Source organism: Bartonella sp. AC62GZZY (assembly GCF_042196525.1).
In the GTDB taxonomy this organism is placed as follows: domain Bacteria; phylum Pseudomonadota; class Alphaproteobacteria; order Rhizobiales; family Rhizobiaceae; genus Bartonella.
On record NZ_JBHIQN010000002.1, the window covers coordinates 308,881 to 333,872 of the forward strand.

Sequence of the window (24,992 nt, forward strand, 5' to 3'; positions counted from 1 at the left end):
AATTTTCATCAATTTTATAATTTCTAAGCTCCTCTTCTCTCGATCTTTAGATAACCTGATCTAGCATAAACGATCTCTTCAAATATCATTAAAGGATTTTTGCCATTATCACTAACTTCTGGTAGAGCTTTTAGAATTAATGGTGATCATAGTGCTATTTGCAATTTTGTTGATTAACGGGCTAAATGCGTTTTATCCACATCAGAGATAACGAATACCTCAGCTTTTTTCACGCAATGTGCTCATTTAAAATTAATGTCATGAATATTTGTACAAAATTTTTATCTATACGATAATCAAAAAAAGGCTGACGTAATATAATAATTGAACATCATTCATGCGGCACTTTCTTTTATCTCTAAGCTTTGTATGTAAATAGATAGTCCGTGCAAAATAAATAAAGGGGCGCAAAAGCCTATAAATACACACAGGACGTATAATATAGAAAATGAAAAAAATTTTCCTGCATATAAAAGCACAATAGAGAATAAAGCTGTTATAATGCGCACACTGGCATCGCCTGCTAAAATAACCTCGGCTAAATTTTCACTAGGTGTGATAGCTTGTCCAATTGTTATTCCCGATACCCTAAAATAAAATTGCCCAATACCTAATAAAAACCCCATAATATAAAGGGAATATTGAGTAAAATTTAAATATAAAACAAAAGAGATTGCGATCACGGCAAAAGCCGGTGCCCCCCATACAAAAAAACGAATTAAAGATGGAAATTTCCGTAAATAATAAGATGAGATAAGACCATTGATCACAAAACCCAGTGCTGACAAAGCAAAAATAGAATTTTGAATAGCTGTAAATTTTATGTTATCTGATGTTATAGAAGCAAGAGCAAGTGGCAATAAAACAATAGGCCCCGTATAGAGAGAATTATTCAAAATACGATTAATCGTTAAAAACCGCAACGCAGAAATCCGCCAAAGGCATCTAAAACCAACTCCATAAGCCTTTTGAGATGGCTTTTTTAATAGCTCTTTTACTCTGTTTAGGTGTTGTATAGACTTTATACGAAACCATAAGCTGGCATTCAAAAGATAGATAAATACAATAAAGGCTATGGCTATTTTGTGCCCCAAATGCGCAATTATAAAATATATAAGCAACGGGGATATAATAACAAAAAACTGACAGCAACTAGTATAAAATGCAAAAATTCCAGCTTTTTGTTTGGGAGCTGGAACCAGCAGATTCAAGGCACTATTGTTATTTGGATTATCAGCCCCCATCAAGAGAGAAAGTAAAAAAAATACAAATAAAATAAGTACCGGATTGTTCATAAATAATAAGAAAGACAATAAACAAGCGCAAATAATTTGACTATAAAACCCAATTATAAAGCCTTGATAGTGCGCCAACACATTTCCCAAACATAAACCAGCAATTCCAATTGCGATTAAATTAACGACATTTAAAGTAGCAGACGCTTTTCCCGTTGTATCTTGGAATTGTAACAAAGAAAGGCCAATAGATAATACACCACTAGCACAAAAACTCGTCAAACAACCAATCACAATCATAAGAAAAACAGAATTACGCAATAGCCTCTTCCCTCTTAAATAGAGACTCAAGCCATTTTACGATTTTCTCCATTATCGAATATGGTTCGGGACTAAATTCCAGTTTTTCGTAAAATTTTAGTCTAAATGCGTTATAGACACTTATTTTTCGCAAGTCATCTGTCAGCATGAATTCTATACTTGGTAACGTTGTACGCATAGATTGAGACAAATAATAGGAAATTACTTTCCAATACATATAGGTACGCTCTCTTGCCAAATAATTTTCCAAGGCATATTTCAAGTGACAACCACTTAAAATATATTTCGGACAATGGTGCAACGGATAATAAATACAAATAGCACCGGCTTCATGTACGGTACAAGAAGAAATATTAATATTTTATCATTTCATAATATTATAAAAATATTCAGTGAGCAGATCTTCCAAATTTAGTCTAGTCACAACAAGATTGGTTGCTAATTTTTGAGCAACATGAGACAAAACCAATCTTACTGTTAAAGTTCCAATAACCTTTAAGTCAGATTCTGAATAAGCTTTTTTAAAATTCTCCACCTCTATGTTTCTGTGACATATAATAACGAGCTCATCTCGTCTGAATGAACAAGATGTAATTCTAAACCAATATTATCACAAAGTTTTGAGCTCTTGAATTCTCCGTATCCTAATCTGGTATTCTTAAATCATTATAGGAACTGAGAATTTTTAAGTATTCCAACTTTTATTAAACTTTGTAACAATCTATAGGAATCTTCCCTTCACTGAATTCAACAATTATTTTCTCACCACTACAAGAACAAAAAATTATCTTTGAATTTGCTTACTTTTAGAAAGAAAAATGAGCAATACTCTTCCTTAACTAAAAGAAACACGCTCTATACCTTTTTCTTTATGATTATCAAAAAACTATTCCGTTACAATTAACCATCAATCATTAGGATAAATATTCTGCGTTTAGCCTAATAAACTGTTATAATCAATGTTTCTCTCTGTTCTAAAAATCAGCGCTTTTCATTCTAGAGATACTCGTAATTGCTGTAAAATCTTTCCAAAAAAAGCCCCCTTAAACATTGCTATTAACACGATCATCCTGAGAAGTTTTATACATACACACTACATTATACGGAATGCTATGTATTTTAAAACTTACTCAACTAACCAATATTTTCTAATGGGCAAAATAAATCACGAAATTTGTGTGCTGTCACAATTAGAAAAACAATCATATATCTCCCTCTATAATTCAAGAGAATTTCATCGACCTTGTGAATATGTCAATCGCGTATTTTTTTGGAAAATCCCTTTGTATCTTTATAGAGCCTTGTTTTGGCAGCATAATTTTTAATATATCATAAATATTTTTATTTAATTTAATTTTAGAAAACTTAGTCATTATCGTGTTTCATTAAATGATATGAGTAAGGTAGGGATTCAATAGTGTTGTTTTGCAGAAAATATTGCGTCCATTCTCTATTTTGGGGTTCGCCATATTTTCCTAAAAAAGGAGATTTTGTGATAATATCAAAAGGTTCAAGCTTTTTTCCTATAACGAGAATGCATTTTGTTCTGTAGAGAGAAGATCAGAAAAAACACTTAAGCTGGAAAGTTAACATAAATATAGAACTTACTTAATTCTGTTTATATAAGACGGGGTATTGCAAACTATGAATATAGGTTCGCTATGAAAGCAGAACTCCCATAGACGATTGTACATATTTTTTGTATATACTTAGGTCATTCTCGGTTGTCAAAATCTCGCAAATTTTTAAGCATAGATCAGAATTTTTCTCTATAAACTTCGATACTTTGTATGGGGCTGGCTCCTCGAATGCAATAAAAGATGTGTTCTTTCCAAAACTTTTATAATTATCGCAATAAGTTATCAGGTCTTCCATCATATTTTTTGAGGTTAGCTTGTTGTAGAACCCAAATCTAAGCATATTTTTTGAGTATCCATTTACACCAAATAGGCAGAAAAGGCCTAATTGTGTTATTCATGGTTGCATTGAATTCTTTAAAAATGACTTGCTTCCATTTTTAATATTTGTCTATATTTTCAATTATTTGCGCTTCTGAATCCATGTTTTCCTCCCCATTGCTGTATTTTATAGAAATTGCTACGAATGATCCTCTCCAAAGCTGATAATTCATCATCACTGTGTCCCCAAATTGCTATAATAGCTGGGCAGGTATTTAAATCGATGGTTAGGGGGAGGGGCTCGTTTTCTTTAAAAAAGAGCATAAAATGAACCACATTTTCCCAGGAATAAAGCTTTTGCCGCCATACGTTAACATCTTTTATAATATGACCGTCGATCTCGTTGATAAGGAAGATAATACGCCCTTTTTTCTTAAAGCGACTTGGTGTTTGCGAAAACACGCCTGCAATAAGGTTAACGGAGCTTTCAAGTAAACCATCTTCATAGCAATGCGCGAACAAGGTGGGTGCAATTCCTCCGTGGAGGCGGGCTCCTACTTCGATCATCACTGGACCACGAGCTGTTTGCATGATTTCCATATGCGCAGGTCCATATTCAATCCCCAGCGCGCGAATGCATTGTTTTGCATAAGAGATAAGAGGGGCATAAGAGGGATCTTGAGAATCAAGCACATCAAGTGTTTCATAAACAAAAGTACTTCCATTATGAATACCTTTTTTATATCGTGACAAACTACATATTTTTATAGCCTCTCCCTTTACAACGGCATCGACGATGTATTCTTCTCCCTCCAATCTTTCTTGGAGCAAATAGGCCTCGTTAGGTGCGCCAAAAATATTTTTTTTCTTCCAGTCTATTTCAGAGGTCCACATTACTACTTCCTCAAGATTAGAGAAAAATAAAACACCATCACTCCCTGCAGAATCATTTGGCTTTACCACATAGCCGCTGTGGCTTTCAAAACCATCGAAAGTACAATCGTTTTTTGTAAGAATCTTTGATCGGATGTAAGATAAACCATTTTCACAAAGGCGTTTTTGCATCGCTGCTTTTTTCCGTCGCCAATCGGTAGTCAAGGGGTTATTCCCAAGACAACCATAATAAGCCGCCAATTGCTCTGCACAATAGATACCTCTTTCGGCACCCGCTATTACAGCCTCTATCGTGCCGATAGGAAAGCGTTTCTTTATCTCATCTACACTATGAAGCTTCGTTTCTGCCATGCCCTTTCCCTGATAAGAAAGCATAAAGTGTGAAAAAGATGCTGCTTGAGAGACAACACCATAACAAGCATAGCCTAATTTTTGCAAAGCAGGGCCATAGAGGGCACCTGTGGAGAAAGGGTCGACAATAAGAATAGGTTTTCTCATACTTTGTTCCGCTGTGATAAAAGGAAAAGAACATAAATAAAGATTATCAATCCTATAAGGGGCAGAAGATAAACAGCTGCTTGAGGACCCATAAGGGCAGAGCTTGTAAGAAGACCAAGGATAACATAACCTGCCGACTGGGAGAGAGTATAAAGCATGCCGCTATAGCTTCCCACCAGCTCTGCTTGAGCCTCTGTTTTGGTGGCTTCAATCGTATGTTTGCGGGCATTAATTCGCATGGTATTCATTGAAAAACCAATAAAAAAGCAAAAGGCCACAGCTAAATAGGGCGATTGTGTGGTGCTAAAAATAAGATCAGCTACGCTCAACATAAGGGCTGGGAGAATAAATTCAAAACGAGGGATTTTGATAAAAGCAGCCAAAAAAGCGCCCATGCCCGCAACCGCACTGCAAAGCCCATAGTATTCAGAGCCAAAATTTTTCACACTCTGAAAAAGAATGGTTGCCAGCGTATTATAAGCGCAAATATGAAAGCCAATAAGTCCTATGCAGACGCATAAAAGTTTAAGCTCACGGGAGAGTCCATCCGCTTGCGGTGTAGGTGCTGGCTTCTTACCTGTTGCAAGTGCTGTGGTATCTGTAGCGTTGTATTCATCGCAAAATATAATATATCCGGCTATAAGGCTTATAATGATGTCAAACACACAAAGTGTCACAATCAAACCATTATAACCGATTTCAGCCGCTGCCCCTCGAGGGCTGGTCGCTTCTAAGAGATAACCACTTAGTGCTGCTCCCAAAAAAGCGCCAATTTGCACCACTGTTTGCATAATTCGGGAAGCCTTTTGGGCGCTAATATAACCACTAAGTGCTAGTTTAGTATTATAAGTCTCGAGTGTGCTTAAGGTAATCAAAGAGAGATAGCCGATAGAGATAGAGACAGCGATAAAACCAAAGGGGGAATCAGCGTAATGGAAAAGAGCAATCAATAAAAGAAGGCTATAGATAATGATCCGCCTTTTGTATAAATCGATCAACCGCAGTGAGGCTTTAATGTGCACAAGTCCGCTTTTTTTCAAAAGATAGGGCATAAGGGTGCCTAAAGCCATGGTTACGCCTAGGAAAACCGATGAGGATGTTATGCGATAAGCATTCCAAAGATTACTTAAAAATAAAACCATATCAGAAAGATACAGCAGGACAACAAGCCCATAAAACCGAAACATCAGTTGTTTGTGCACATTATCCCCCCCATTTCAGAATCTCTTCAAAACACACAGTATTATAAATCAGCATACATGTTCAAAAGCTATAAACGTGTACATGTATTGCTGTGCATGTCAAGTTTTTTCGGTAGGAAAAATTGAACGCTGATGTTTATGGTAGAGATAGCTTATTTTCAGGAGAATGAGTAGGATGGAGGCTGGTATTTTTACTGTGTTTCTTGGCAGGGGGCTTGCCAATAAGGGACTATGTCCTAGAGATATATTTTGCACTTTCAAGTTGATTTTGTTTATACTCAAGGTTGAGGTTTTTCTATTGACCGTTGTTAGATGTTGTTGTGACGAATAAACTTCGTTATCTATCAGAAACATTTATGGCATTAGCGCTAAGGTATTGTATTAAAACCTTTACATAGTAGTCTTTTTATAGAGAGAAGGTATTATTGGTTCAGTTTTAGGAGGCTTTATTACGGCTGATTTTGGCGTCGTCGTTGTTTGAGGGCTTATTATAATATTCTTAGTTTCAGTTTATGAATATAGCGAAAATATAGTGAAACATTTGATTCAAAAGCTTTTGCTAGGCATATTTCAATATCTCAGCGATGTTTTCCAAGAATTGCTCTGCTGCTTTTTAACGGAATCGGATATCAAATGCTTATAGCGAGGGAAGTGGTTTGAGAAAAGATAGAGTTGATTTCATTAGATTCCTATGTAGCGGAATCTACTACCAGCTCTTAGGGACAATAAATACTGAGATCGAACTCATTTCTCTACACTTACACGACGCTATAGGAGTAATCCTCGGAAACTCTACTAGAATTCGTTAAAAAATGGCAGGTTATGGAGTGTGATCAAAAAATATATTTTTTACAAATACTTAATCTCATTTTAAGTTGTCTAAAATATAACCTTATCTTAAAACTAAGTCGATATACCGCCATTTATCATAAAGTTAATAAGTTATACAAAATGCGGGAGTATTGTGTTTTTCTGTTTAGAGACGAGTAAAAAAAACACCTTATTAAACATTAAGAGATTTCAGACATAAAACAATTTAACTTATGGAAAGTATATAGACAAAATGTATTTTGATAAAAAAGTTTATAATTCCATGTGGTCTTCAAAGAAATTTCTCGCCATTACTCAACAGAAAAACATATAATACAAACTTTTCAACCCAGTTATTGGTATAGAAATAATCCAGAAATTAGAGATTACTTAGATAATGGAAAAGCAATTGATCCGTTGCTTTTAGCACTCTTATCAGCGACAGATAGACGCAAACATACGCTTGAAATTATTGAACCTTCCTTAACGTCATCGTAAAATTTATTAATTAGGATCGATATGTTTATTCTAGTCTTGCTTATTTTTATGCTCGAGAGCTTTCTGTTGAAAGTGCCTTTAAATTAAATCAATCTATTCTAAGACCTCATATTACATTTTATCTTCATTTACCGCCCATTACTATACTGGAACGGTTGCAGAAAAGGGATGGTTTAAACTTAAAATACGAAGAAAAACTCTCTTTTATTGAAAAAATTTATTTGGAAAGCTAACTGTAATGGGCTTGTTTTAAAAGATTTAGAGAAGAGGAATAGAAAAGTTATCAATATTTATCGTGAGGATAATAGTGTGTTTATTCTTTTAGAGCCAAAGTGTGATGATAGAAGAACGACATGGAGGAGTATACTCGAGCATATTTTAATGCACGGAATAATAAGGGCAATGATGTGAGTGCAGCTTCCATACCGTAAAATTGTTTCACATATGTATAAAGGTGTAGCTTCTGAATAAAACGCACATAAAATATTAAATTTGTTTTTGTCCATAAATGTTCTGTTTTCATAGAAGAATTAATCATACAACAGCACAAAGATTGTAAAAGCCTCAAAAAAGAAATTTTGCTTTCTTAAATTTAATGATCTAAAATGAAAATCGTAAGAATGCCTGTTTTTAAACAGGATGTATCATGCATATCGACTGAGATTCATTTTAGAGGATAATTTATGTTCACTTCAAATTTGAAGGAACGCATTGCTTTATTTGAAAATAGAACTTTTCTCTATTTTACTTTGAGTGGCTTATTTGCTACATTTGGAAGTGGACTAAATTATATTACATTGTCGTGGCTCGCTTACAATCAGACGGGCTCAATCCGTGGTGTAGCGTTGATGATGCTTTTTCTTTGGACGCCTGGCATTATTTTTGCGCCTATTTTTGGCATATTGGCAGATAAATATAACCGTAAAACGCAGATTATTATTTCAAATCTTGTGAGAGGTTTGGTAATCGTAAGCTGGGTAATGCTTTGGCATTTTGGTATAAAAATTGAATTGATGGTCTTATCTGCTCTTTTGGGTATTTTTATCCCTTTTTATATGCCATCAGCTATTTCTTTAATTCAAAGTATTGTGCTGAAGGAACAGCTCATCAATGCAAATGCAACCATCGATATGGTTTATGAACTTGGCACTATCGTAGGTATGGGCTTAAGTGGATTTATACTATCCTATGCAGGAACAAAAGGAACTCTTCTAATAGGTGGTATATTCTTTATCATTGCTGGTTTATTTAATTTTGTAATGAAGGTACCTAAAAACCGAAGATCTAAAAAACAAAACCAGCAAAATTGGTGGGAAAATTATACAGCGTCCCTTCATTATTTTAAACAGAATCCGGCTCTTTTTGTACCTTATATAAGCCAGATGATTATTATGACTCTTTTGATGACCATTCCTGTTATTCTCGTTCCTTATATACAAGAGGTTTTACATGCTGATAACAGGACCTTTGCAATATTTGAGGTGCTTTATTCTATGGGCGTATTGACAGGTGCGTTTTTTTCACCACTTCTTTGTAAAGTTTTATCGATAAGGAAAACATTAGCCATTTTATTAGCTTTTATGGCTATTGGCCTCGCTATTTTATCTGTTAATACACACAATTTTGTTGTTTTTCCTGTTTACTTTATGATTGGATTTGGACTTTCGAGTTGGGCTCTTTCGATTTCTTTATCACAACTCTCTTGTGATCCTGAATACCAAGGAAGATTGCAGGCAAGTTTTAATGGTATCTCTGGATGCTTGATCCTCGGATTCTATCTCATTATGGCAAGCGATAACAGTAGCATATCACCTCAATCGATATATTTTTTTCAAAGCATTGTTGCGTTTGTTGGAATTCTCATTGTACTGTTTTATAAACATGAAAAACAATAAATTGGCTTTAAGTGTGGTAAAATACGCTATTTTATAAATATTTACGCTGCAGCACATTTCACATTTTGTTTTTAAAGGGGTGGTGAGCAAATGGAAAGTTGGTGCTTAATAAATAAAGCATAAATTGATGTATGCTAGAGAATACCCTTCACTTTTTGATAATGATCCAAAAGAATTGATGCGTTTCTTTAATTCACCTCAGTGCTGTTAAGAAGACGAAAACGTAACACTTTAAATCTTCTTGAAAGTTTTTTGTCTAAGCGTAGCAGAAAGTAAAGCGATGAGGTAATATCTTATCATACGAGGAGAGTATTGCATTATTTTTGTTTTTCAAAATCCATATGAAAAATTGTATCAATTTCATCTTCATTGGAATGGGTGTTTCTACGACGATGCAAGGTTTGCACAATCTCTTTTTTTAAAACAGCATCTGTTTCACTTAAACGGTGAATACTGAGTTCCAATTCAAGAGATAATGCTAAATCCACGCACAGTTTAAGCTCTTCTCCAATGTCGAAACCGCGTTGATAGTCGTCATAAAGACCAACCAGTGTATCAGATAATTCTTTATCGCATAAAGAGGTCATGCTTAATTCCTCAACGTTGCGGGTTTCCATGCAGCTTTTTTAAGTATCACTCCACTATCATCACTTAAAATTGCCATGTATACGAACCTCATGGTTTTGTCAATTTTCTGCAAAATACGCGCTTTTAAATCAAAGCCTATTAAAGATTTTATTACTCCAAGATTTTGAAGCGCCCAATTGTAAATATGGATGGCAATGTGTTTACTATAGAATTTATAGCATTTAAAATACATTGCCAAAAGGCTTTTAATATGCGTAGAGGAAGAGTATTCTGACGATAAACCAAAAAACCTGAAATCTCTATTGCCAGTTACAGCTAAATCAGTGCCATTAATATATAAAATAAGCAAACAGGGTTTGTAAACGTCTAACTTTTTAATAACGAGTGATAATCTCATTTTTTGTAGAATACCAATTATTTTGCCTATTTTATATTGATTTTTAGACATTGATAAACTTTTTACCTTATAAAACCTATGGGAAATGCATTAGCATATTTTTGTAATAAAATTTCAGTGGTATATTGCACAGCATGAAATGAAGAGAATCGTATTAGGCTTTTTGCTTTTGAAAGAATATGACTGCAACTTTTGAGAAAGCAGTTGGCAAGAATTGGCTTGGCATGCAAACTGATAGAGTTGGCATTGGCGCATTTAGTTTTTTCATTGGCCTGTGTCCAAATGTTTTTGACTCTGGAAAATAGCCTCTGATAGGCTTGAGTTTTTCCAAGGTTATATTACAGGGGCGCAGCTCAGAAAAATACCACGGCGATTGCATTTTTTGTAATTGTCATAATTTTCGCTCCTGCTTAAATGGATACTGTAACATCCGTTTTTGTGGGGTTATGTATGTGATAACTGCTCTTCTTAAGGGGCAGTAACGAGAGGTATAGTGCAAATATTGAATTAAGTCAACGCAATATTTGTATTATTATGTAATTTGGCAAAAAAAGAGATTGAACCCAAAACAGAACAAGCGAAGCGATTACGTTTGATACGAGAAAGTTTGCTATTTAGTAGGCACCAAATAGCAAGCCGTTTAGGTATTAATAAAGCCATTTATGATCACGCTGAAAGAGGCACGACCTTTCCCAATGTAGAATTTTTGGCTGTTTTATCACAGAAATTAAAAGTCAATTTAAACTGGCTTGTAACGGGTGATGGTGAGATGTTTTCAGATGTGGCAAAGGCGAAAGCAGCTGGTTTTAAACCGCAGGCGATTCCTGCTGGGCTGATGAAAAAGCTTGGACATTTAGTTTATACGACCTATCATGATGCAAAAATAACACTTTCTCCTGAAGATGTTGCGGAATTAGCAGCAGAGCTTTATGGAAGATTGCAAGAGCTTATTCAAAACCTCAATGATATAGAAGAAATCGAAGCCACTTTGCCGCTTTTAAAATTACATTTAAGACGTAAAATCGAAGCTGAAAAAACACCTCTAGAAATTTCATAAGATATGAACGAACAGCTCTTTTAAAAAATGGAGCTTTTTTGATTTTCTACTATATAACCAAGTTTGGAATGTAAAAATCTCACAATTTTTGAGTCTTTTATTCAACCTGAATAATAATAAATTATCATTATAAATCAATACATTGCTCTAATACAGATAAAAAATGACGAGTAGTGATATAAAAAAACTCTTTCAAAGGTGTGCATCATATATTGAAACAGATTACTTCGCAGCAAAGAGTGATGTTATCATGATAATTGTCATTATTACATTATGCTATAAGTTAAAAAATCATAAATTTGTGCTTATAAGAACAGCTATTTTATTGAGAAGTATTTTTATAAATTTATAAAAAATTATTTTTACACTCTTGCCATTCTTTTAATGCGCTTTATTTGAAAAATAGAATTGCTCTTTAGTGAAACTATTTTTGTTAAGAGATAAATCGCAGTATTTTTGAATGGAGAGAACGGTATATTTTCAAAGTTTTGTGTTTTTATTTATTTTTTAGCTTGAATCCCTCTAGCTAAAAGGGTTGGGGACTTTTCTAGATTCGATGTTGTTGCAAAGATTTTAGGGCGATGCCGTAAAAATAGCGGTATCGTAGGGGGAGGGTTTTGTCTTGATTTATTGGTTTTTGAAGTGCGCAAACTGAGGGTTTTGCCATGAGTGTTTCCGCGCGTTGTAATGATGTTGAACTCTGTTGGAGGAGGTTCTTATGAAAAAAAAATATTCCACACCAAATTTAATTAAAGTTGTCTCTCTTAGTACGGTAATGGCGACACTCTTATCGAGTGTTTCTCCTGTTTTCGCTGCCGGTCTTTCCATTAGAGGAGCGACTGTTCAGAGTTCGAATCTTGGTGATGTTCCTTACATATATGGTAGTCATGGAAGTATTGTTTTTGCTGGTGATGATGACTTCTGTGGTGCGGATAATGTTAAGGGACGTGGTGGCAAGCAACAAGAAGGAGTTTCTGATAATCAACGAATAACTGCAGAAGAACAATATGAAAGATTTGTTGGTGAGAAAACTTTTGGAGGTCGTAGTCCTTATGGTACGACTACAGAAAAGGCTGTTTGGGTTGGTGACGGAGTTACAAGTAATAATGGTGCTTATATGGGGGCGCCAACTTTTGGTAGTGTTAATGCTATACCTGAGGCTTTTGGTATTTATTCTTTTGCAACTGGATGTGGTTCTTCTGCAACGGGGAATTATTCAACAGCGTTTGGTGCTGGCGCAACTACAAAGGCAGGGGGTGCACAAGCCTTTGGTGTTTCCGCACTTGCAAGTGGTATAGCAAGTGTTGCTATGGGTGTTGGTTCAGAGGCATCGGGGAAATCTGCTGTTGCTATTGGAGGACTTGCAACTGCTTCTGGTGACAGTAGTATTGCTTTAGGTACAAAGGTGAAGGCAGAAAGTAATTATACGATTGCTATAGGTACAGATGCTGAAGCTCAAGCTTCAGGAGCTATTGCAATAGGGGGTAGGCGCTCTGACAGAACTGAAGAAAATAATCCTAACAGAAAAGTAATCGCGAAGGCAGAAAATGCCATTGCTATAGGTACACAAGCTTATGCTGAAACAGAAGATTCGGTTGCCATTGGTGTAAATTCACAGGTGCTTGTTAAGGATGGTGTTGCTGTAGGTGGAGGATCTATCTCTGATAGAAAAAAGGGGACTGTTGGTTATGACCCTAGCTCGAATGGTAATTCGACAAAAACCGATATAGCATGGAAAAGCACTACAGGCGCTTTCAGCGTTGGTGAAGTTGGTGGTACTGGTAATGGTACGCTAACACGACAAATTACAGGGGTCGCTGCTGGAAGTGAAGATACCGATGCGGTAAACGTGGCGCAACTAAAAGCCATGAAAGATTTAGTTTCAGGAGCTTGGAAACTTTCTGCTAATGATGCAAATCCTACAGACGTGAATCCAGGTAGTACGATAGATTTTTCAGTGAAAGATACAAGAGTAGGAAAAGATAACTTAAAGATTAAAAGAGAAACTGCAGATAATAAGCATAAAATTGAATTTACTTTGAGTGATACTCTTAAATTGACAAAAGTCACTACAGGACAAAGCTCTATGAGTGACGATGGTTTTATAATTACTAATGGGGCAAAAATAACTATAGATGGTATTGATGCTGGCAATCAACAGATTACCGGAGTCGCAGACGCAACTGAAGATGACGAGGCAGTGAATTATAAACAGCTGAAGGAAGTAAAAGATGGTTTTAAAACAAGTTGGCAACTTTCTGTTAATGGTGAAGATGCTACGCATATTGGTCCAAACGGTGCGGTAAATTTACAATCAGCTGGTCGCGAAAGTAACCCGAATATCCAAATTACCAAAAACAGTGACAACACTGTGGAATTTGGTTTGTCTGATAATATTAGTGTAAAGAGTGTTACAGCAGGAAAAAGCGTAATGACTGCTGATGGCTTTATGTTTACTGATGGTAATGGACCAAGCATAACTGTTAATGGTATTGATGCTGGCAATCAAAAGATTACAAAAGTGGCAAGGGGAACTGAAGATGCCGATGCAGTAAATTTTGCACAACTGAACGAAATCAAAAATGAAATGGCAGGAAATAGTCTTGTTAAATGGGACGAAGAGAAGAAATTTATCACCATTGGTAAGGAAAAAGATGGCACGAAAATTGATATTACAGGCAGTGAAGGAGACAGAACTATCTCGGGTGTAAAAGCAGCAGTGGAGGATAATGATGCCGTTAATAAAAAGCAACTCGAAGACACTATAAGAGAGACAGCTGAAAGTATTAAACTTAACATTCTTGTGAAACAAGATGGGGAGAATGCTCCTATTACTGTGGGTAAAGAAAGAGGTGGCACAACAATTAATATTGCAAATAAATCGGGTGATGCTCGGACAATTTCTGGTGTAAAAGCAGCGGTAAGCCCTGATGAAGCTGTTAATAAAGAACAACTTGATGGTCAGATTGCAGATATTACTGATATTGTTAACAATATTAAGATAGACAGTGCTTTTGCAGTTCGTTATGATAAGAATGAAGATGGCAGTATTAATTATAACAGTGTAACTTTGGGTGGAGATAAGAGTGATGGTTCCGTTGCTCTTTTGAATGTCAAAGATGGTAAAATTGCTGATAATTCGCATGATGCAATCAATGGCAGCCAAATTAATAAGATCTCTCAAGATGTAGCGAAATTTTTTGGTGGAGATGCAGCGTTTGAAGGCGGTGCTTTTAAAGGACCAAAATATAGTTTATCTGTTATTGTTGAAGATGGTACGATAGAAAATGCTAATTATCGTGATGTTGGTTCTGCATTGAAAGGACTTGATGGGAATGTCAAAAGTGTGAATAATCGTTTGACGAATGTTACTAATGAATTTACTCAGAGATTTGATACTCTCTCTCAAGATGCGTTACTTTGGAGTGAAGAAGAACAAGCGTTTGTTGCACGGCATGGTGGGGAGGGTAATAAAACAAAAAGTAAGATTAGCTATCTTATGAATGGGGAAATTCACGAAGAATCAACAGATGCAATTAATGGCAGCCAAATTAATAAAATATCTGGAGATATCGCGAGTTTCTTTGGTGGTGGTACTTCATTTGAAAATGGTGTTTTTATTGGACCGCAGTATAATTTATCTACCGTTTCTGCAGATGGTAAGGTAAAACAGAAAACTTTTGAAAATGTTGGTGATGCTTTGACAGGAATTGATGCAAATGTCAAAAATGTGAATAGTCGACTAACATATGTAGACAATAAATTTGATAAATTTTCTCAGGATGCCTTATTGTGGGATGAAGGTAAGCAAGCGTTTGTTGCACGCCATGAAAAGGACGGGCGTAAGACAGACAGTAAGATTACCTATCTTTTGAATGGCGACATTACTGAAGACTCCACTGATGCTGTAAATGGTTCTCAGCTTCATTCGATGGGTGATCATATTGCTAATTATTTTGGCGGTGGTGCTAAATATGAGAATGGAGAATGGACGGGGCCTAAATTCAAAGTTTCTCAGCACAATGCTGATGGTAATATTGTTGAGAAGAGGTATAAGGATGTTGCCAATGCTTTTGAAGGAGTCGATGCTTCTATCACGGATATTTATAATCAAATTAACAATGTGACAGAAAATAGTCTTGTTAAGCAAGAAGAAGAGAATGGTTCTATCACCATTGGTGCGAAAACAGGTGGTAGTGTAATCAGTATCATAAATAATGAAGGTAGTGTTCGTATTATTTCTGGTGTTTCAGGTGGGAAGATTACTGAAGATTCAACTGAGGCGGTGAATGGTGCTCAGCTTTTTGAGACCAATGGTGCAATCCAAGATCTCTATGATAATTTTGATAATATAAGTACGAATATATCAAATTATTTTGGTGGTAATGCGGATGTGGTTAACGGTATAGCACCAACTTATACAATTCAGGGCAATACACATAATGATGTTGGTTCTGCTTTTAATGCTGTTGATGCTTCTATTACGGATATTTATAGTCAGATTACCAATGTAACAGAAAATAGTCTTGTGAAACAAGAAGGAGGTTCTGAAGGTCTTATTACCGTTGGTAAGGCGACAGGTGGTACTGAAATCAGCCTTGTAAATAAAGATAATCAAGAAAGAACACTTTCCGGTGTGAAAGATGGAGAACTTTCTCAAACATCAACGCAAGCGGTAAATGGTTCACAGCTTTTTGCTACTAATCAAAATGTTAACGATGTAACAGGTAATTTAAAAAAGGTTGCTCAAAATACATCGAAATATTTTGGTGGTAGTACGGATGTGCTTGCAGGTATAGAACCAGCTTTCCTTATTCAGGATAAGGTATATAATAATGTTACAGAGGCATTTACGGGTGTGAATGTTTCTATTACAAATCTTGATAATAAGATTATTGAAATGAAAGAAAATAATCTTGTCCAACAAGACAAAGCGTCAAATATTATCACTATCGGTGCTAAAACGGCTGGTACTGAGATCAATATTGCGGGATATGCTGGTGTAGCGCGTTCTATTTCTGGTGTTAAGGCAGCAGAGAAGGGCGATGAAGCTGTTAACAAAGACCAACTGGATAAAAGCATAAAGGATATTACGAAAGATATTGAGACAGTAACTGCTACTGCGGTTCTTTATGATAAGAATGACGATAATAGTGTTAATTACGGTAGTGTAACTTTGGGCGGCGATAAGAACAACGGACCAGTTGCTCTTCGTAACGTGAAAAATGGTAGCATTTCTGAAAATTCCAACGATGCAATCAATGGTAGTCAGATTAATAAAATATCAGCAGATATTGCAAAGTTTTTTGGCGGTGGTGCAAAGTTTATTAACGGTGCTTTTGAAGGGCTGAAATATACTTTATCCGCTATTGTAGGTGGTGAAGTAGGGAAGGCTAATTTTTACAATGTTGGTGATGCTTTAACAGGTCTTGATAAAAATGTTCAAGATGTGAATCAACGCTTAACGAATGTATCCAATGAGTTTAATCAGAAAATTGAAGATTTCTCTAAAGATGCTTTACTGTGGGATGATGATGAAGAAGCATTTGTTGCACGTCATGAAAAAGATGGGCAGAAAACAAAGAGCAAATTGAAATATCTTTTGGATGGTGAGATTGCCGAAGGTTCAACGGATGCCATTACAGGGAACCAGCTTTATCTCATGAGCAACAAGCTTGCTAATTATTTTGGTGGCGGTGCCAAATATGAGAATGGCAAATGGACAGATCCTACTTTTAAGATTGTTCAAGTCAATGCTGATGGTACAACTGTTGAGAAAGAGCACCATAATGTTGCTGAGGCGATTGGTGGTGTTAATGGCGGTATGGTAAACATAAATAACCGTATTAATGATGTCATCAACAAGGTTGATTCAGATGTTTTACACTGGAATAAGGAGAAAGGAGCCTATGACGCTAACCATGATGGTCAACCAAGTAAGATTATCAATGTAGCCGATGGTAAAGTTGAAAAAGGTTCGAAAGATGCGGTTAATGGTGGACAACTTTGGGAAACCAATGAACGTATCACTGGTGTTGAAAAAGATGTTCAGCATCTTACCAACAGAGTTGATAACATTTCCAATACGATTGCTGATATTGGTGATACAGTTATCAATATTGATGCCAAAGTTGATAACATCAATAATAGAGTTGACAACATTGAAGAGGATGCTGTTCGTTATGATAGAGATGAAAACGGCAAAAAAACCAATAAAATCACATTAGCGGGGGGGGATGCCAGTGAACCTGTTCTGATTGATAATGTCTCTGATGGTAAAATTGAAAAAGGTTCGAAAGAGGCTGTAAATGGTGGTCAACTCCATGATTATACTCAAGAACAGATGAAGATTATTCTTGATCAATCCAAGCAGTATACAGATCAACGGGTTAATAATATTAAGATTGATGCGATTGATGATGCTGTTGATCGGGCTAAACAATATACAGATATGAGGTTTGACGTTTTAAACTACAGCATTGAGAATGTGAAAAAAGAGGCTAGACAAGCAGCGGCTATTGGGCTAGCGGTTTCTAACTTGCGCTACAATGATACACCTGGAAAATTAAGCGTTGGATTTGGTACTGGTTTATGGCGTAGTCAGTCTGCATTTGCCTTTGGTGCAGGTTACACCTCGGAAAATGGAAAATACCGTTCTAACATATCCGCAACAACTTCTGGAGGTCACTGGGGTGTAGGTGCGGGATTCAATATGACATTGAATTGATAATAAACAAAATATATAAAAATTCCTTTTCACCCCTGTCTCATGAGGCAGGGGTGAATTGTTGTTACGTATGTAAAAATACATGTATACAAATTGATAAGCGCTATAATAATAAATACAGGTTTAAAAAACAGAAAAAAACCTATACACTTTCAACAAAATGAACTTCTTATTTCAAAATAAGATAATGAGTTCTTTCATAAATTATAAGTTCATTATTTTCTTTTTTAATTTTTAAATCTAAAAAATCTGTAGCACTCTACAGATAAAAAACTTTTGCTCTCTACAAATCTATTAAAAAGTTTTCTACTAAGATAAAATTATACATTCAAATGTATTCCAACTTTACTGGAAGAAGTTATAAAACAATACGCTAAATTAACTCTACCCCTTGCAAAAAACAACCAATAAGTTTAAAGGTTAAAAAACCAGTCACCAAAAATTTACTTTCTTAGAAAATGTAAAAGAGCAAAACGTATTAATCTTAAAAAACAACTTCTTTATCTTTTCAGTCAGGTACTAAATTTTTTGAATACGTTTAGAAAAAACAACTTTAAAAGACTGTATAGCGTTTAAATGTGTCTTTTTTGTGTTTATAGTTATTTCTTTCATTGGGGAGTTCACTATGAAAAAATTATATACAAAATTAGCAGGGAGCGATTTAAAATTTTCTCGTTTTTCTTTTGTTAAAGTTCTTTCGTTGGCTACAGCGGCTACATTCTTATCGAATGTTACACCTGTTTTTTCAGCAAATCCTGATTTTAGAAACACGTTTCTTGAAGGTGTAAAAAGTGCCGGCGTGTCTTATCTACAAAGCATTCTCTCTGTTGCTGGTTTGAATAATTCTGAAGACTATGCAAATTTTTTAACTAAAACTCTTACTGGTGTAAGTGATTATAGTCCTATAGTGAATGTTTTGCCAGAAGCCAGCGATTCGATACGTTCAATTGATATGAATGCTGGAAGTAAAAAAATAACAAGAGCAGATTTAACTCCAAGAGTTGTAAAGGGAGATCAGATAACTAGCAAGCAGGATTTGGGTAATCCTCTTGTTTATGGTGAACGAGCTCAGGGAGAAGCGCATGATGCTATTGTTTTCGGGCAGGTAGCGCAGACGAAGGCTGACCAAGGGATTGCTATCGGCTTAACTGCTTTAGCTGGTAGTAGTAGAAATACTAAAAATAGCATTGCAATCGGCTCTTCTCTAACCGATAGTTCTGATGAAAAAGAGAGAACAGTTTCATTTGGTGATTTTTCAATAGCCTTCGGTAGTAAAGCACATAGTTATGCAAATGAAGCGATTGCTATGGGATACAATGCATACGCAAAGGAGCGGGCGCCGCAGGGAGTTGCTATAGGCGCTAGATCTAATGTGACGGTTGCGGGAGGTGTTGCTCTAGGAAGCGATTCTATATCCGATAGGGCTGCTGGTGAGTTTGGCTACACTTCTTTGTTACAGGGGCCTGCAACAAACATCGAGGCGCAATGGAAAAGTACGCGGGGCTCAGTTAGTGTTGGTGATTATAGTAAGGGTATAACCAGACAAATTACAGGCGTAGCTGCTGGTTCTAATATTACCGATGCAGTGAACCTTAGACAGTTGCAGGACTTAGAAAAAGTTGTAAGACAAAACGGTTGGAAACTCTCTGTTGGAGATAAAAATGCTACCACTGTTCTCATGAATAGCGGAGTAGATTTTTCTGCTGGAAGTAGCAACCTAAATATTACAAAGGGCGGAGATGACAATAATATAAAATTTGATCTAGCTAAGGATATTGCACTGGAGAGCGTAAAGATAGGTAAAAATACCTTCGATGCCACGGGCTTAGTAATTGCTGATGGTCCGAAAATAACCACCGGTGGTATTGATGCTGGAAATAAAAAGGTAACGGGTGTTACATCTGGTGATCTTAGCACAAGTTCGACAGATGCTGTTAATGGTAGTCAGATTCATACAATCACTGAGGATTTATCAAAAATTTTAGGTGGAAATGTATCCTTTGATGGAAAAAACTTTAAAGTACCAGAGTATAAATTATCGAATATTGATGAAAAAGGTGTTGTAACAGATAAACCGCATAGCGATGTTGGTTCTGCTTTTAAAGGGCTTGATGAGAATATCAAAAATGTTAACGCTCGCATTAAGGAGATCTCAGAGGGAGTTGCACAAGATTCTTTATCTTGGAGCGTTGATGAAAAAGCTTTTGTCGCTCTGCATGGGGAAGGTGATGACAGAAAAGCAAGCAAGATCACATCACTTGCTGCTGGCTCTATAGTATCAGGCTCGAGTGATGCGGTTAATGGCGGGCAGATTTATGATCTGAATCAGTCGCTAGCAAAGTATTTTGGTGGTGATGCTAAGTATGATGGTGATGGCTGGGTTCTTCCAGGTTTCAAGATAATGACTTTTCAAGAAGATGGAAGCTTTGTAGAGGAAGATTATGATAGCATTGCAGCCGCGTTTTCCGGTGTAAATAAGGTTTTCAAGAATCTTCATAATGAGATTTCAGACAACATTGAGCAAAATGCGTTGTTGTGGAGTGATGATGCAGGTGCGTTTGTAGCACAGCATGAAGAAGAAGGTAAAAAGGAAAACAGCAAGATCACGTTCCTTGCGAAAGGAAAGATATCAGAAGATTCTACGGATGCGATTAATGGTGGTCAGATTTATACTCTTCAACAGACATTTGCCTCATATTTTGGTGGAGGATCTGGTTATGATAAGGAAGGAAACTGGCAAGGACCAAAATTCTACGTTCAGGTCTTTAATAAGGATGGTACGAAAGGTGATAAAGAGGAGCGTAATAGTGTCTCTGAAGCATTTGATGTTGTTAATGACAGCATGAGCAATATCAACGATCGTATAAAAGAAGTTGAAAAGGATACCTCTTCGAATAGTCTGAATTGGAATAAAGAAAAAGGAAGCTATGATGCATCTCATGTTGATTCTCAGGGTGTTAAGAGTCCAAGTAAGATTATCAATGTAGCGAATGGTAAGGTAGACAGAGATTCAAAAGAAGCAGTGAATGGAGGACAGCTTTGGGAAACTCAGCAGATGATTACAGATCAGGTAAAGGATATTGAAAATAAAGTTACGGAGGGATCTGTACAATATGATAAAGATAAAAAAACGGGCAAAAAGACCAATAAAGTTACATTAGTTGGTGTAGATGACAGTTCTCCAGTATTAATAGACAATGTAGCCGATGGAAAGATTAAAAAAGATTCGAAAGAAGCGGTTAATGGCGGTCAATTAAAAGATAAGATGGATTTTGTGCTTGAAAGTGCCAATAAGTATACGGATGAGCAAATTTCTCATCTTGTAAAAGATGGCGTTAGTGGGGCTAATTCATATACGGATATGAAGGTTTCGACATTAAGTTATGTTGTTGAGGATGTTCGAAAAGAGGCAAGACAGGCAGCAGCTGTTGGTTTAGCGGTATCTAGTTTACGCTATAGTGATATCCCTGGAAAATTAACTATCGCATTTGGTAGTGGTTTATGGCGTAGTCAATCTGCTTTTGCTTTTGGTACAGGTTATACTTCAGAGAACGGTTATATTGGTTCCAACTTGTCAATTACTACTTCTGGAGGTCACTGGGGTATAAGTGCAGGAGTTAATGTGATACTCAACTAATAAACGACTAAATCCATAAAATTGATTTGCCTTTTTCTTATTTAAGAAAAGGGCAATTTTTTTACTTTTTTCCAGAGCTCTCTAAAGCTATTCTAAATGTATAAAACACCCGTAATTATATAAAATCCGAATATAAAAAGCCTATGACAACTTTTGTTGAGAATAAAAGACCTTAGTGGTAAAGATTCAAAAAATTGATTGCTATTATTTTTATTTGTTAAAATGCTTCACGCAATGTAAATACGAATATACCCTTTATAAAATGAGACAGTTTTAGCTTTTATTTTCGTATAGTTTTAAACGTATGCTTTATAATGAAACGATCTACAGATATGCAACGTACTCCAAACATAAGTATTGCTTTAGATAGTGGAGCGCAAACGGAAAAAGAATGGAGCGTTGCTGTATGCAATATGGCTCACGCTTTAGAGAAAAGCAGATCGCAATAGGTGGTGAATATAATAAGAAGAGCGAATACGGGGAAAATGATTATACAACTTGCGAAGAGTGATTATTCAACAGTAGTGGGAACTGTTTCTAAAACTTTAGAATATGGTTCGATTTCACTTGGTCACCCGTGTATATGCATTTGCTCAAGAAGCTATTTCTATGGGTTTCTATTCAAAAGCAAATGGGGTTGGAAGTATCGCTTTAGATTCCTATTCTAAAGTGACGGTTGATGGGGGCTATTGGAGACAACTCTGTGTCCGGTAGGGCTGATGGCGTTTTTGGGTATACGTCTCTTCTGCAAGGACCGGCTAAAAACACTGAATCTCAATGGAAAAGTATGAAAGTTGCAATAAGTATTGGTGTTCCTAGTAAGAACATAACGCGAAAAATTATAGGTGTAGCAGCTGGTAGCAAACCTGCCGATGCAATGAACCTTAGACAATTGCAGGATTTAGAAGAAGTCGTAAGAAAAAAGGTTGGAAACTGTCTATTTCTGGTGAGGAAGCTAAAGATATGGGTGCTAGATAGTACAATAAATTTTTCATCTGGAGGAAGTAACTTCACGGTTAAAAGAGATGAGGACGATGAAAATAAGCTCATATTTGGTTTGGCTAATGATATATCATTGAAAAGCATAACATTAGGAGAGAAAACAAAAGTCGATGCAACAGGCTTAGTAATTACTGATGGCCTGCAAATAACCACCGGTAATATTAATGCGGCAAGTAAAAAATGTTGTAGAAGGAACTAGCAATACTGATGCAGTGAATTTTTCACAACTGAAGGGAATAAAAGAACAAGTAGCAGTGAGTATTTTTGTAAAACAGGATACAGCAACGAGATACATTACCATTAGTAAGAATATAAATGGTGCATTTTAGTAAAAAGCTTTCATAAATCCTCTAATGAAATAAAAAAATCTTATTCACGAAAAATAAACTGATGCCTAAGCGGATGATCAATAGGCACAAAAATTATATCTCTTTCAAAGAGATCAAAGCTAAAAAACGATACACAACCTTTGATAGAAAAAACGAAAGCTATTCTAATATTAAGTATTTTTTTACCTTCCTTAAATTGACTTTCATGAACCTACCCCTAATTACTCTTTAAAGTCGCTGCAGAAACAAAAGCTTACGTCTTAATTTTATTGATGTCCTAAAACACGCTGTAAAAGTAGGAACACGCAAGGGAAATAGGAAAGCTTTAGAGCTCTAGATCATACCTTTTTTGTGTTTTTAATCTATTATTATGAAGGGGGGTATTATGAAAAAATTATATACTACACAAAATCTGCGTGATTTGAGTTTTTCTCGCTCACATCGTCAATCATCATTGTTTAAAGTAGCTTCGTTGGGAACTGCGGTTGCCTTGTTTTTATCGAATGCTGCTCCTGTTTTTTCAGCAAATTTCGATTTAACAAAAGCATCTCTTGAAAATGTGAAGAATGCTGCCGTGGTTTATCCGCAAAGCATTATCTCTGCGTATGATTACTATAATGGTGATAAGGAAAATTATTTAACAGCATTGAATGTAGCAATGATGCCAAAAGTTAACGCTTCCGATAACTATGTAAATTTTTTAACCAAAACCCTTTCTGCTATAAGTAATGATGATCCTATTGTGAATGTTTTGAGGGCAGATGGTAAAAATTCATCTGAAAGGACATTAGATGCAGGCTGGCAATATAAAAAATCGATTATCAGTGTACAGAATGGTGAGAATACAGCGATTATTGATGCATTGAATCCTTTGCGTAATGACTCTATGACTAGAATGCAGCGCGATACCGGACTGCAACGTGACGTAGAGGGTACTAATGTCATATTTGGTAATGATATAACAAAGGCTGAAAAACTCCATGGAAAGAGTGATATTGTTGCTCTTGGTGCCAAGATAATAGTAAACGCTCCAGATTCGGTTGCTGTTGGTTATGGCGCGCAGGTGGATAATAGCTTTACTGTTGCTGTAGGTCATTTGGCGTACGCTGTAGGTAAAAAAAGTATCGCAATAGGTGGTGAAGGTAGAAGTGGTAGTAAGCCGATTCCTACTGAGGGCCGTACAATAGCGACGGGCGAAGAATCAATTGCTATTGGACATCGTGCTAAGGCGGACAGTGAGGAATCTATAGCTTTTGGTGCTTATTCAAAAACGACGATAAATTTAGGCGTTGCTCTTGGGAGCGAGTCTGTGGCTGATGTTGCTGCGGGCGCTATCGGTTATAATTCTTTAACTAAAGGCCCTTCAGATTCTGACGACATGATATGGGCGAGTACACTAGGTGCAGTAAGTGTTGGTGATGCTAAATCAGAAAAAACGCGCCAGATTGTAGGAGTGGCAGCTGGTAGTGGCGACACTGATGCCGTTAATGTTGCACAGTTAAAATCATTGCAAAAATACGTAGACCAAGGTTGGACACTATCTGTTGGGGGTAAAAATGCTAAAGCTGTTGGTGTACAAGATACTGTAGATTTGTCGGCTGCAAGTGACAATCTTAAGATTACAAAAGGTGAGGAAAACAATAATGTAACATTTGATCTAGCTAATAATATTACAGTGGAACGAGTTACCGCTGGGAGAAGCTCTATCAGTGATGATGGCATTTTGTTTGCTGATGGGGCTAAAATAACTGTGGATGGCATTGATGCTGGCAATAAGCAGATTACAGGAGTGGCAGCTGGGGAAGAACCTGATGATGCAGTGAATTTTGCTCAGTTGGAGCAGGTTAATCGCGACGTTGCAGGTGTAAGTCAAAATATATCACAATATTTTGGTGGTGGTGCAGATGTATCTAATGGTAAAGTACCAACTTACACAATTCAGGGTAATTCTCATAATGATGTTGGTTCTGCTTTTAATGCTGTTGATACTTCTATCACGAATAT

The 24,992-nt window shown here is 36.2% G+C and carries 15 protein-coding genes and 2 pseudogenes; 9 read left to right on the forward strand and 8 right to left on the reverse strand.

Translation table 11 applies throughout. From position 1 onward, the window contains the following. Nucleotides 1-335: 335 nt before the first annotated feature. The 6 genes from ACFIML_RS02755 to ACFIML_RS02780 form a co-directional block, all read right to left on the reverse strand. Entirely contained in the window at nucleotides 336-1,556 is a 1,221-nt protein-coding gene (locus ACFIML_RS02755) for an MFS transporter (RefSeq protein ID WP_375608754.1), read from the reverse strand. 1,365 nt (nucleotides 1,557-2,921) lie between these two features. After that, on the reverse strand, nucleotides 2,922-3,092 hold the full coding sequence (locus ACFIML_RS02760; protein ID WP_375606230.1) for a YqcI/YcgG family protein: 171 nt from the start codon (nucleotides 3,090-3,092) through the stop codon (nucleotides 2,922-2,924). Between the two features lie 68 nt (nucleotides 3,093-3,160). After that, nucleotides 3,161-3,250 (reverse strand): YqcI/YcgG family protein, encoded by a 90-nt coding sequence (locus tag ACFIML_RS02765; protein ID WP_375606207.1) that lies wholly within the window; start codon nucleotides 3,248-3,250, stop codon nucleotides 3,161-3,163. Next, on the reverse strand, nucleotides 3,216-3,476 hold the full coding sequence (locus ACFIML_RS02770; RefSeq protein WP_375606208.1) for a hypothetical protein: 261 nt from the start codon (nucleotides 3,474-3,476) through the stop codon (nucleotides 3,216-3,218). The genes ACFIML_RS02765 and ACFIML_RS02770 overlap by 35 nt, the downstream gene beginning before the upstream one ends. A 116-nt stretch (nucleotides 3,477-3,592) precedes the next feature. Continuing rightward, complete coding sequence (locus ACFIML_RS02775) at nucleotides 3,593-4,846, reverse strand: ATP-grasp domain-containing protein (protein WP_375687315.1); 1,254 nt, start codon at nucleotides 4,844-4,846, stop codon at nucleotides 3,593-3,595. Continuing rightward, nucleotides 4,843-6,033: a hypothetical protein gene (locus ACFIML_RS02780; protein ID WP_375606231.1), complete on the reverse strand. Its 1,191-nt coding sequence runs from the start codon at nucleotides 6,031-6,033 to the stop codon at nucleotides 4,843-4,845. Before ACFIML_RS02780 ends, ACFIML_RS02775 begins: the two co-directional genes overlap by 4 nt. A 1,110-nt stretch (nucleotides 6,034-7,143) precedes the next feature. Between ACFIML_RS02780 and ACFIML_RS02785 the strand changes: the two genes are divergently transcribed. From ACFIML_RS02785 to ACFIML_RS02795, 3 genes and pseudogenes are all read left to right on the forward strand, one after another. After that, nucleotides 7,144-7,356 carry a hypothetical protein gene (locus tag ACFIML_RS02785; protein WP_375606210.1) on the forward strand — a complete coding sequence of 71 codons (213 nt, stop codon included), beginning with the start codon at nucleotides 7,144-7,146 and terminating at the stop codon, nucleotides 7,354-7,356. 26 nt (nucleotides 7,357-7,382) lie between these two features. Beyond that, nucleotides 7,383-7,589: pseudogene (locus ACFIML_RS02790) on the forward strand (hypothetical protein); the annotation flags it as partial. Nucleotides 7,590-8,039: 450 nt separating this feature from the next. Continuing rightward, the gene (locus ACFIML_RS02795; protein WP_375606211.1) at nucleotides 8,040-9,251 is read left to right on the forward strand and encodes an MFS transporter; all 1,212 of its coding nucleotides are present in this window, start codon (nucleotides 8,040-8,042) and stop codon (nucleotides 9,249-9,251) included. A 317-nt stretch (nucleotides 9,252-9,568) separates the two neighbouring features. On the opposite strand, the gene ACFIML_RS02800 is transcribed toward ACFIML_RS02795, so the two are convergent. Then, nucleotides 9,569-9,838 (reverse strand): hypothetical protein, encoded by a 270-nt coding sequence (locus tag ACFIML_RS02800; RefSeq protein WP_012754562.1) that lies wholly within the window; start codon nucleotides 9,836-9,838, stop codon nucleotides 9,569-9,571. A gap of 2 nt (nucleotides 9,839-9,840) precedes the next feature. Beyond that, nucleotides 9,841-10,287 (reverse strand): hypothetical protein, encoded by a 447-nt coding sequence (locus ACFIML_RS02805; protein ID WP_375606212.1) that lies wholly within the window; start codon nucleotides 10,285-10,287, stop codon nucleotides 9,841-9,843. Between the two features lie 490 nt (nucleotides 10,288-10,777). On the opposite strand from ACFIML_RS02805, the gene ACFIML_RS02810 reads away from it, so the two are divergent. The 6 genes and pseudogenes from ACFIML_RS02810 to ACFIML_RS02840 all read left to right on the forward strand — a co-directional run. After that, nucleotides 10,778-11,293 (forward strand): helix-turn-helix transcriptional regulator, encoded by a 516-nt coding sequence (locus ACFIML_RS02810; RefSeq protein ID WP_375606213.1) that lies wholly within the window; start codon nucleotides 10,778-10,780, stop codon nucleotides 11,291-11,293. 718 nt (nucleotides 11,294-12,011) lie between these two features. Then, the gene (locus ACFIML_RS02815; RefSeq protein WP_375687317.1) at nucleotides 12,012-18,020 is read left to right on the forward strand and encodes a Vomp family autotransporter; all 6,009 of its coding nucleotides are present in this window, start codon (nucleotides 12,012-12,014) and stop codon (nucleotides 18,018-18,020) included. 625 nt (nucleotides 18,021-18,645) lie between these two features. Next, complete coding sequence (locus ACFIML_RS09420) at nucleotides 18,646-21,657, forward strand: YadA-like family protein (RefSeq protein WP_404977318.1); 3,012 nt, start codon at nucleotides 18,646-18,648, stop codon at nucleotides 21,655-21,657. Between the two features lie 679 nt (nucleotides 21,658-22,336). Further along, nucleotides 22,337-22,858: a hypothetical protein gene (locus ACFIML_RS02830; RefSeq protein ID WP_375606216.1), complete on the forward strand. Its 522-nt coding sequence runs from the start codon at nucleotides 22,337-22,339 to the stop codon at nucleotides 22,856-22,858. Next, on the forward strand, nucleotides 22,824-22,988 hold the full coding sequence (locus tag ACFIML_RS02835; protein ID WP_375606217.1) for a hypothetical protein: 165 nt from the start codon (nucleotides 22,824-22,826) through the stop codon (nucleotides 22,986-22,988). The genes ACFIML_RS02830 and ACFIML_RS02835 overlap by 35 nt, the downstream gene beginning before the upstream one ends. Before the next feature lie 421 nt (nucleotides 22,989-23,409). Further along, a pseudogene (locus ACFIML_RS02840) lies at nucleotides 23,410-24,992 on the forward strand (hypothetical protein); the annotation flags it as partial.

Excerpts from the sequence above, each read along its gene's own strand:
- ACFIML_RS02765 (WP_375606207.1), bottom strand. The coding sequence starts at position 3,250 with ATGTACAATCGTCTATGGGAGTTCTGCTTTCATAGCGAACCTATATTC.
- ACFIML_RS02770 (WP_375606208.1), bottom strand. The coding sequence starts at position 3,476 with ATGCTTAGATTTGGGTTCTACAACAAGCTAACCTCAAAAAATATGATG.
- ACFIML_RS02775 (WP_375687315.1), bottom strand. The coding sequence starts at position 4,846 with ATGAGAAAACCTATTCTTATTGTCGACCCTTTCTCCACAGGTGCCCTC.
- ACFIML_RS02780 (WP_375606231.1), bottom strand. The coding sequence starts at position 6,033 with ATGTTTCGGTTTTATGGGCTTGTTGTCCTGCTGTATCTTTCTGATATG.
- ACFIML_RS02795 (WP_375606211.1), top strand. The coding sequence starts at position 8,040 with ATGTTCACTTCAAATTTGAAGGAACGCATTGCTTTATTTGAAAATAGA.
- ACFIML_RS02800 (WP_012754562.1), bottom strand. The coding sequence starts at position 9,838 with ATGACCTCTTTATGCGATAAAGAATTATCTGATACACTGGTTGGTCTT.
- ACFIML_RS02805 (WP_375606212.1), bottom strand. The coding sequence starts at position 10,287 with ATGTCTAAAAATCAATATAAAATAGGCAAAATAATTGGTATTCTACAA.
- ACFIML_RS02815 (WP_375687317.1), top strand. The coding sequence starts at position 12,012 with ATGAAAAAAAAATATTCCACACCAAATTTAATTAAAGTTGTCTCTCTT.
- ACFIML_RS09420 (WP_404977318.1), top strand. The coding sequence starts at position 18,646 with ATGAAAAAATTATATACAAAATTAGCAGGGAGCGATTTAAAATTTTCT.
- ACFIML_RS02830 (WP_375606216.1), top strand. The coding sequence starts at position 22,337 with ATGGGGGCTATTGGAGACAACTCTGTGTCCGGTAGGGCTGATGGCGTT.
- ACFIML_RS02835 (WP_375606217.1), top strand. The coding sequence starts at position 22,824 with ATGCGGCAAGTAAAAAATGTTGTAGAAGGAACTAGCAATACTGATGCA.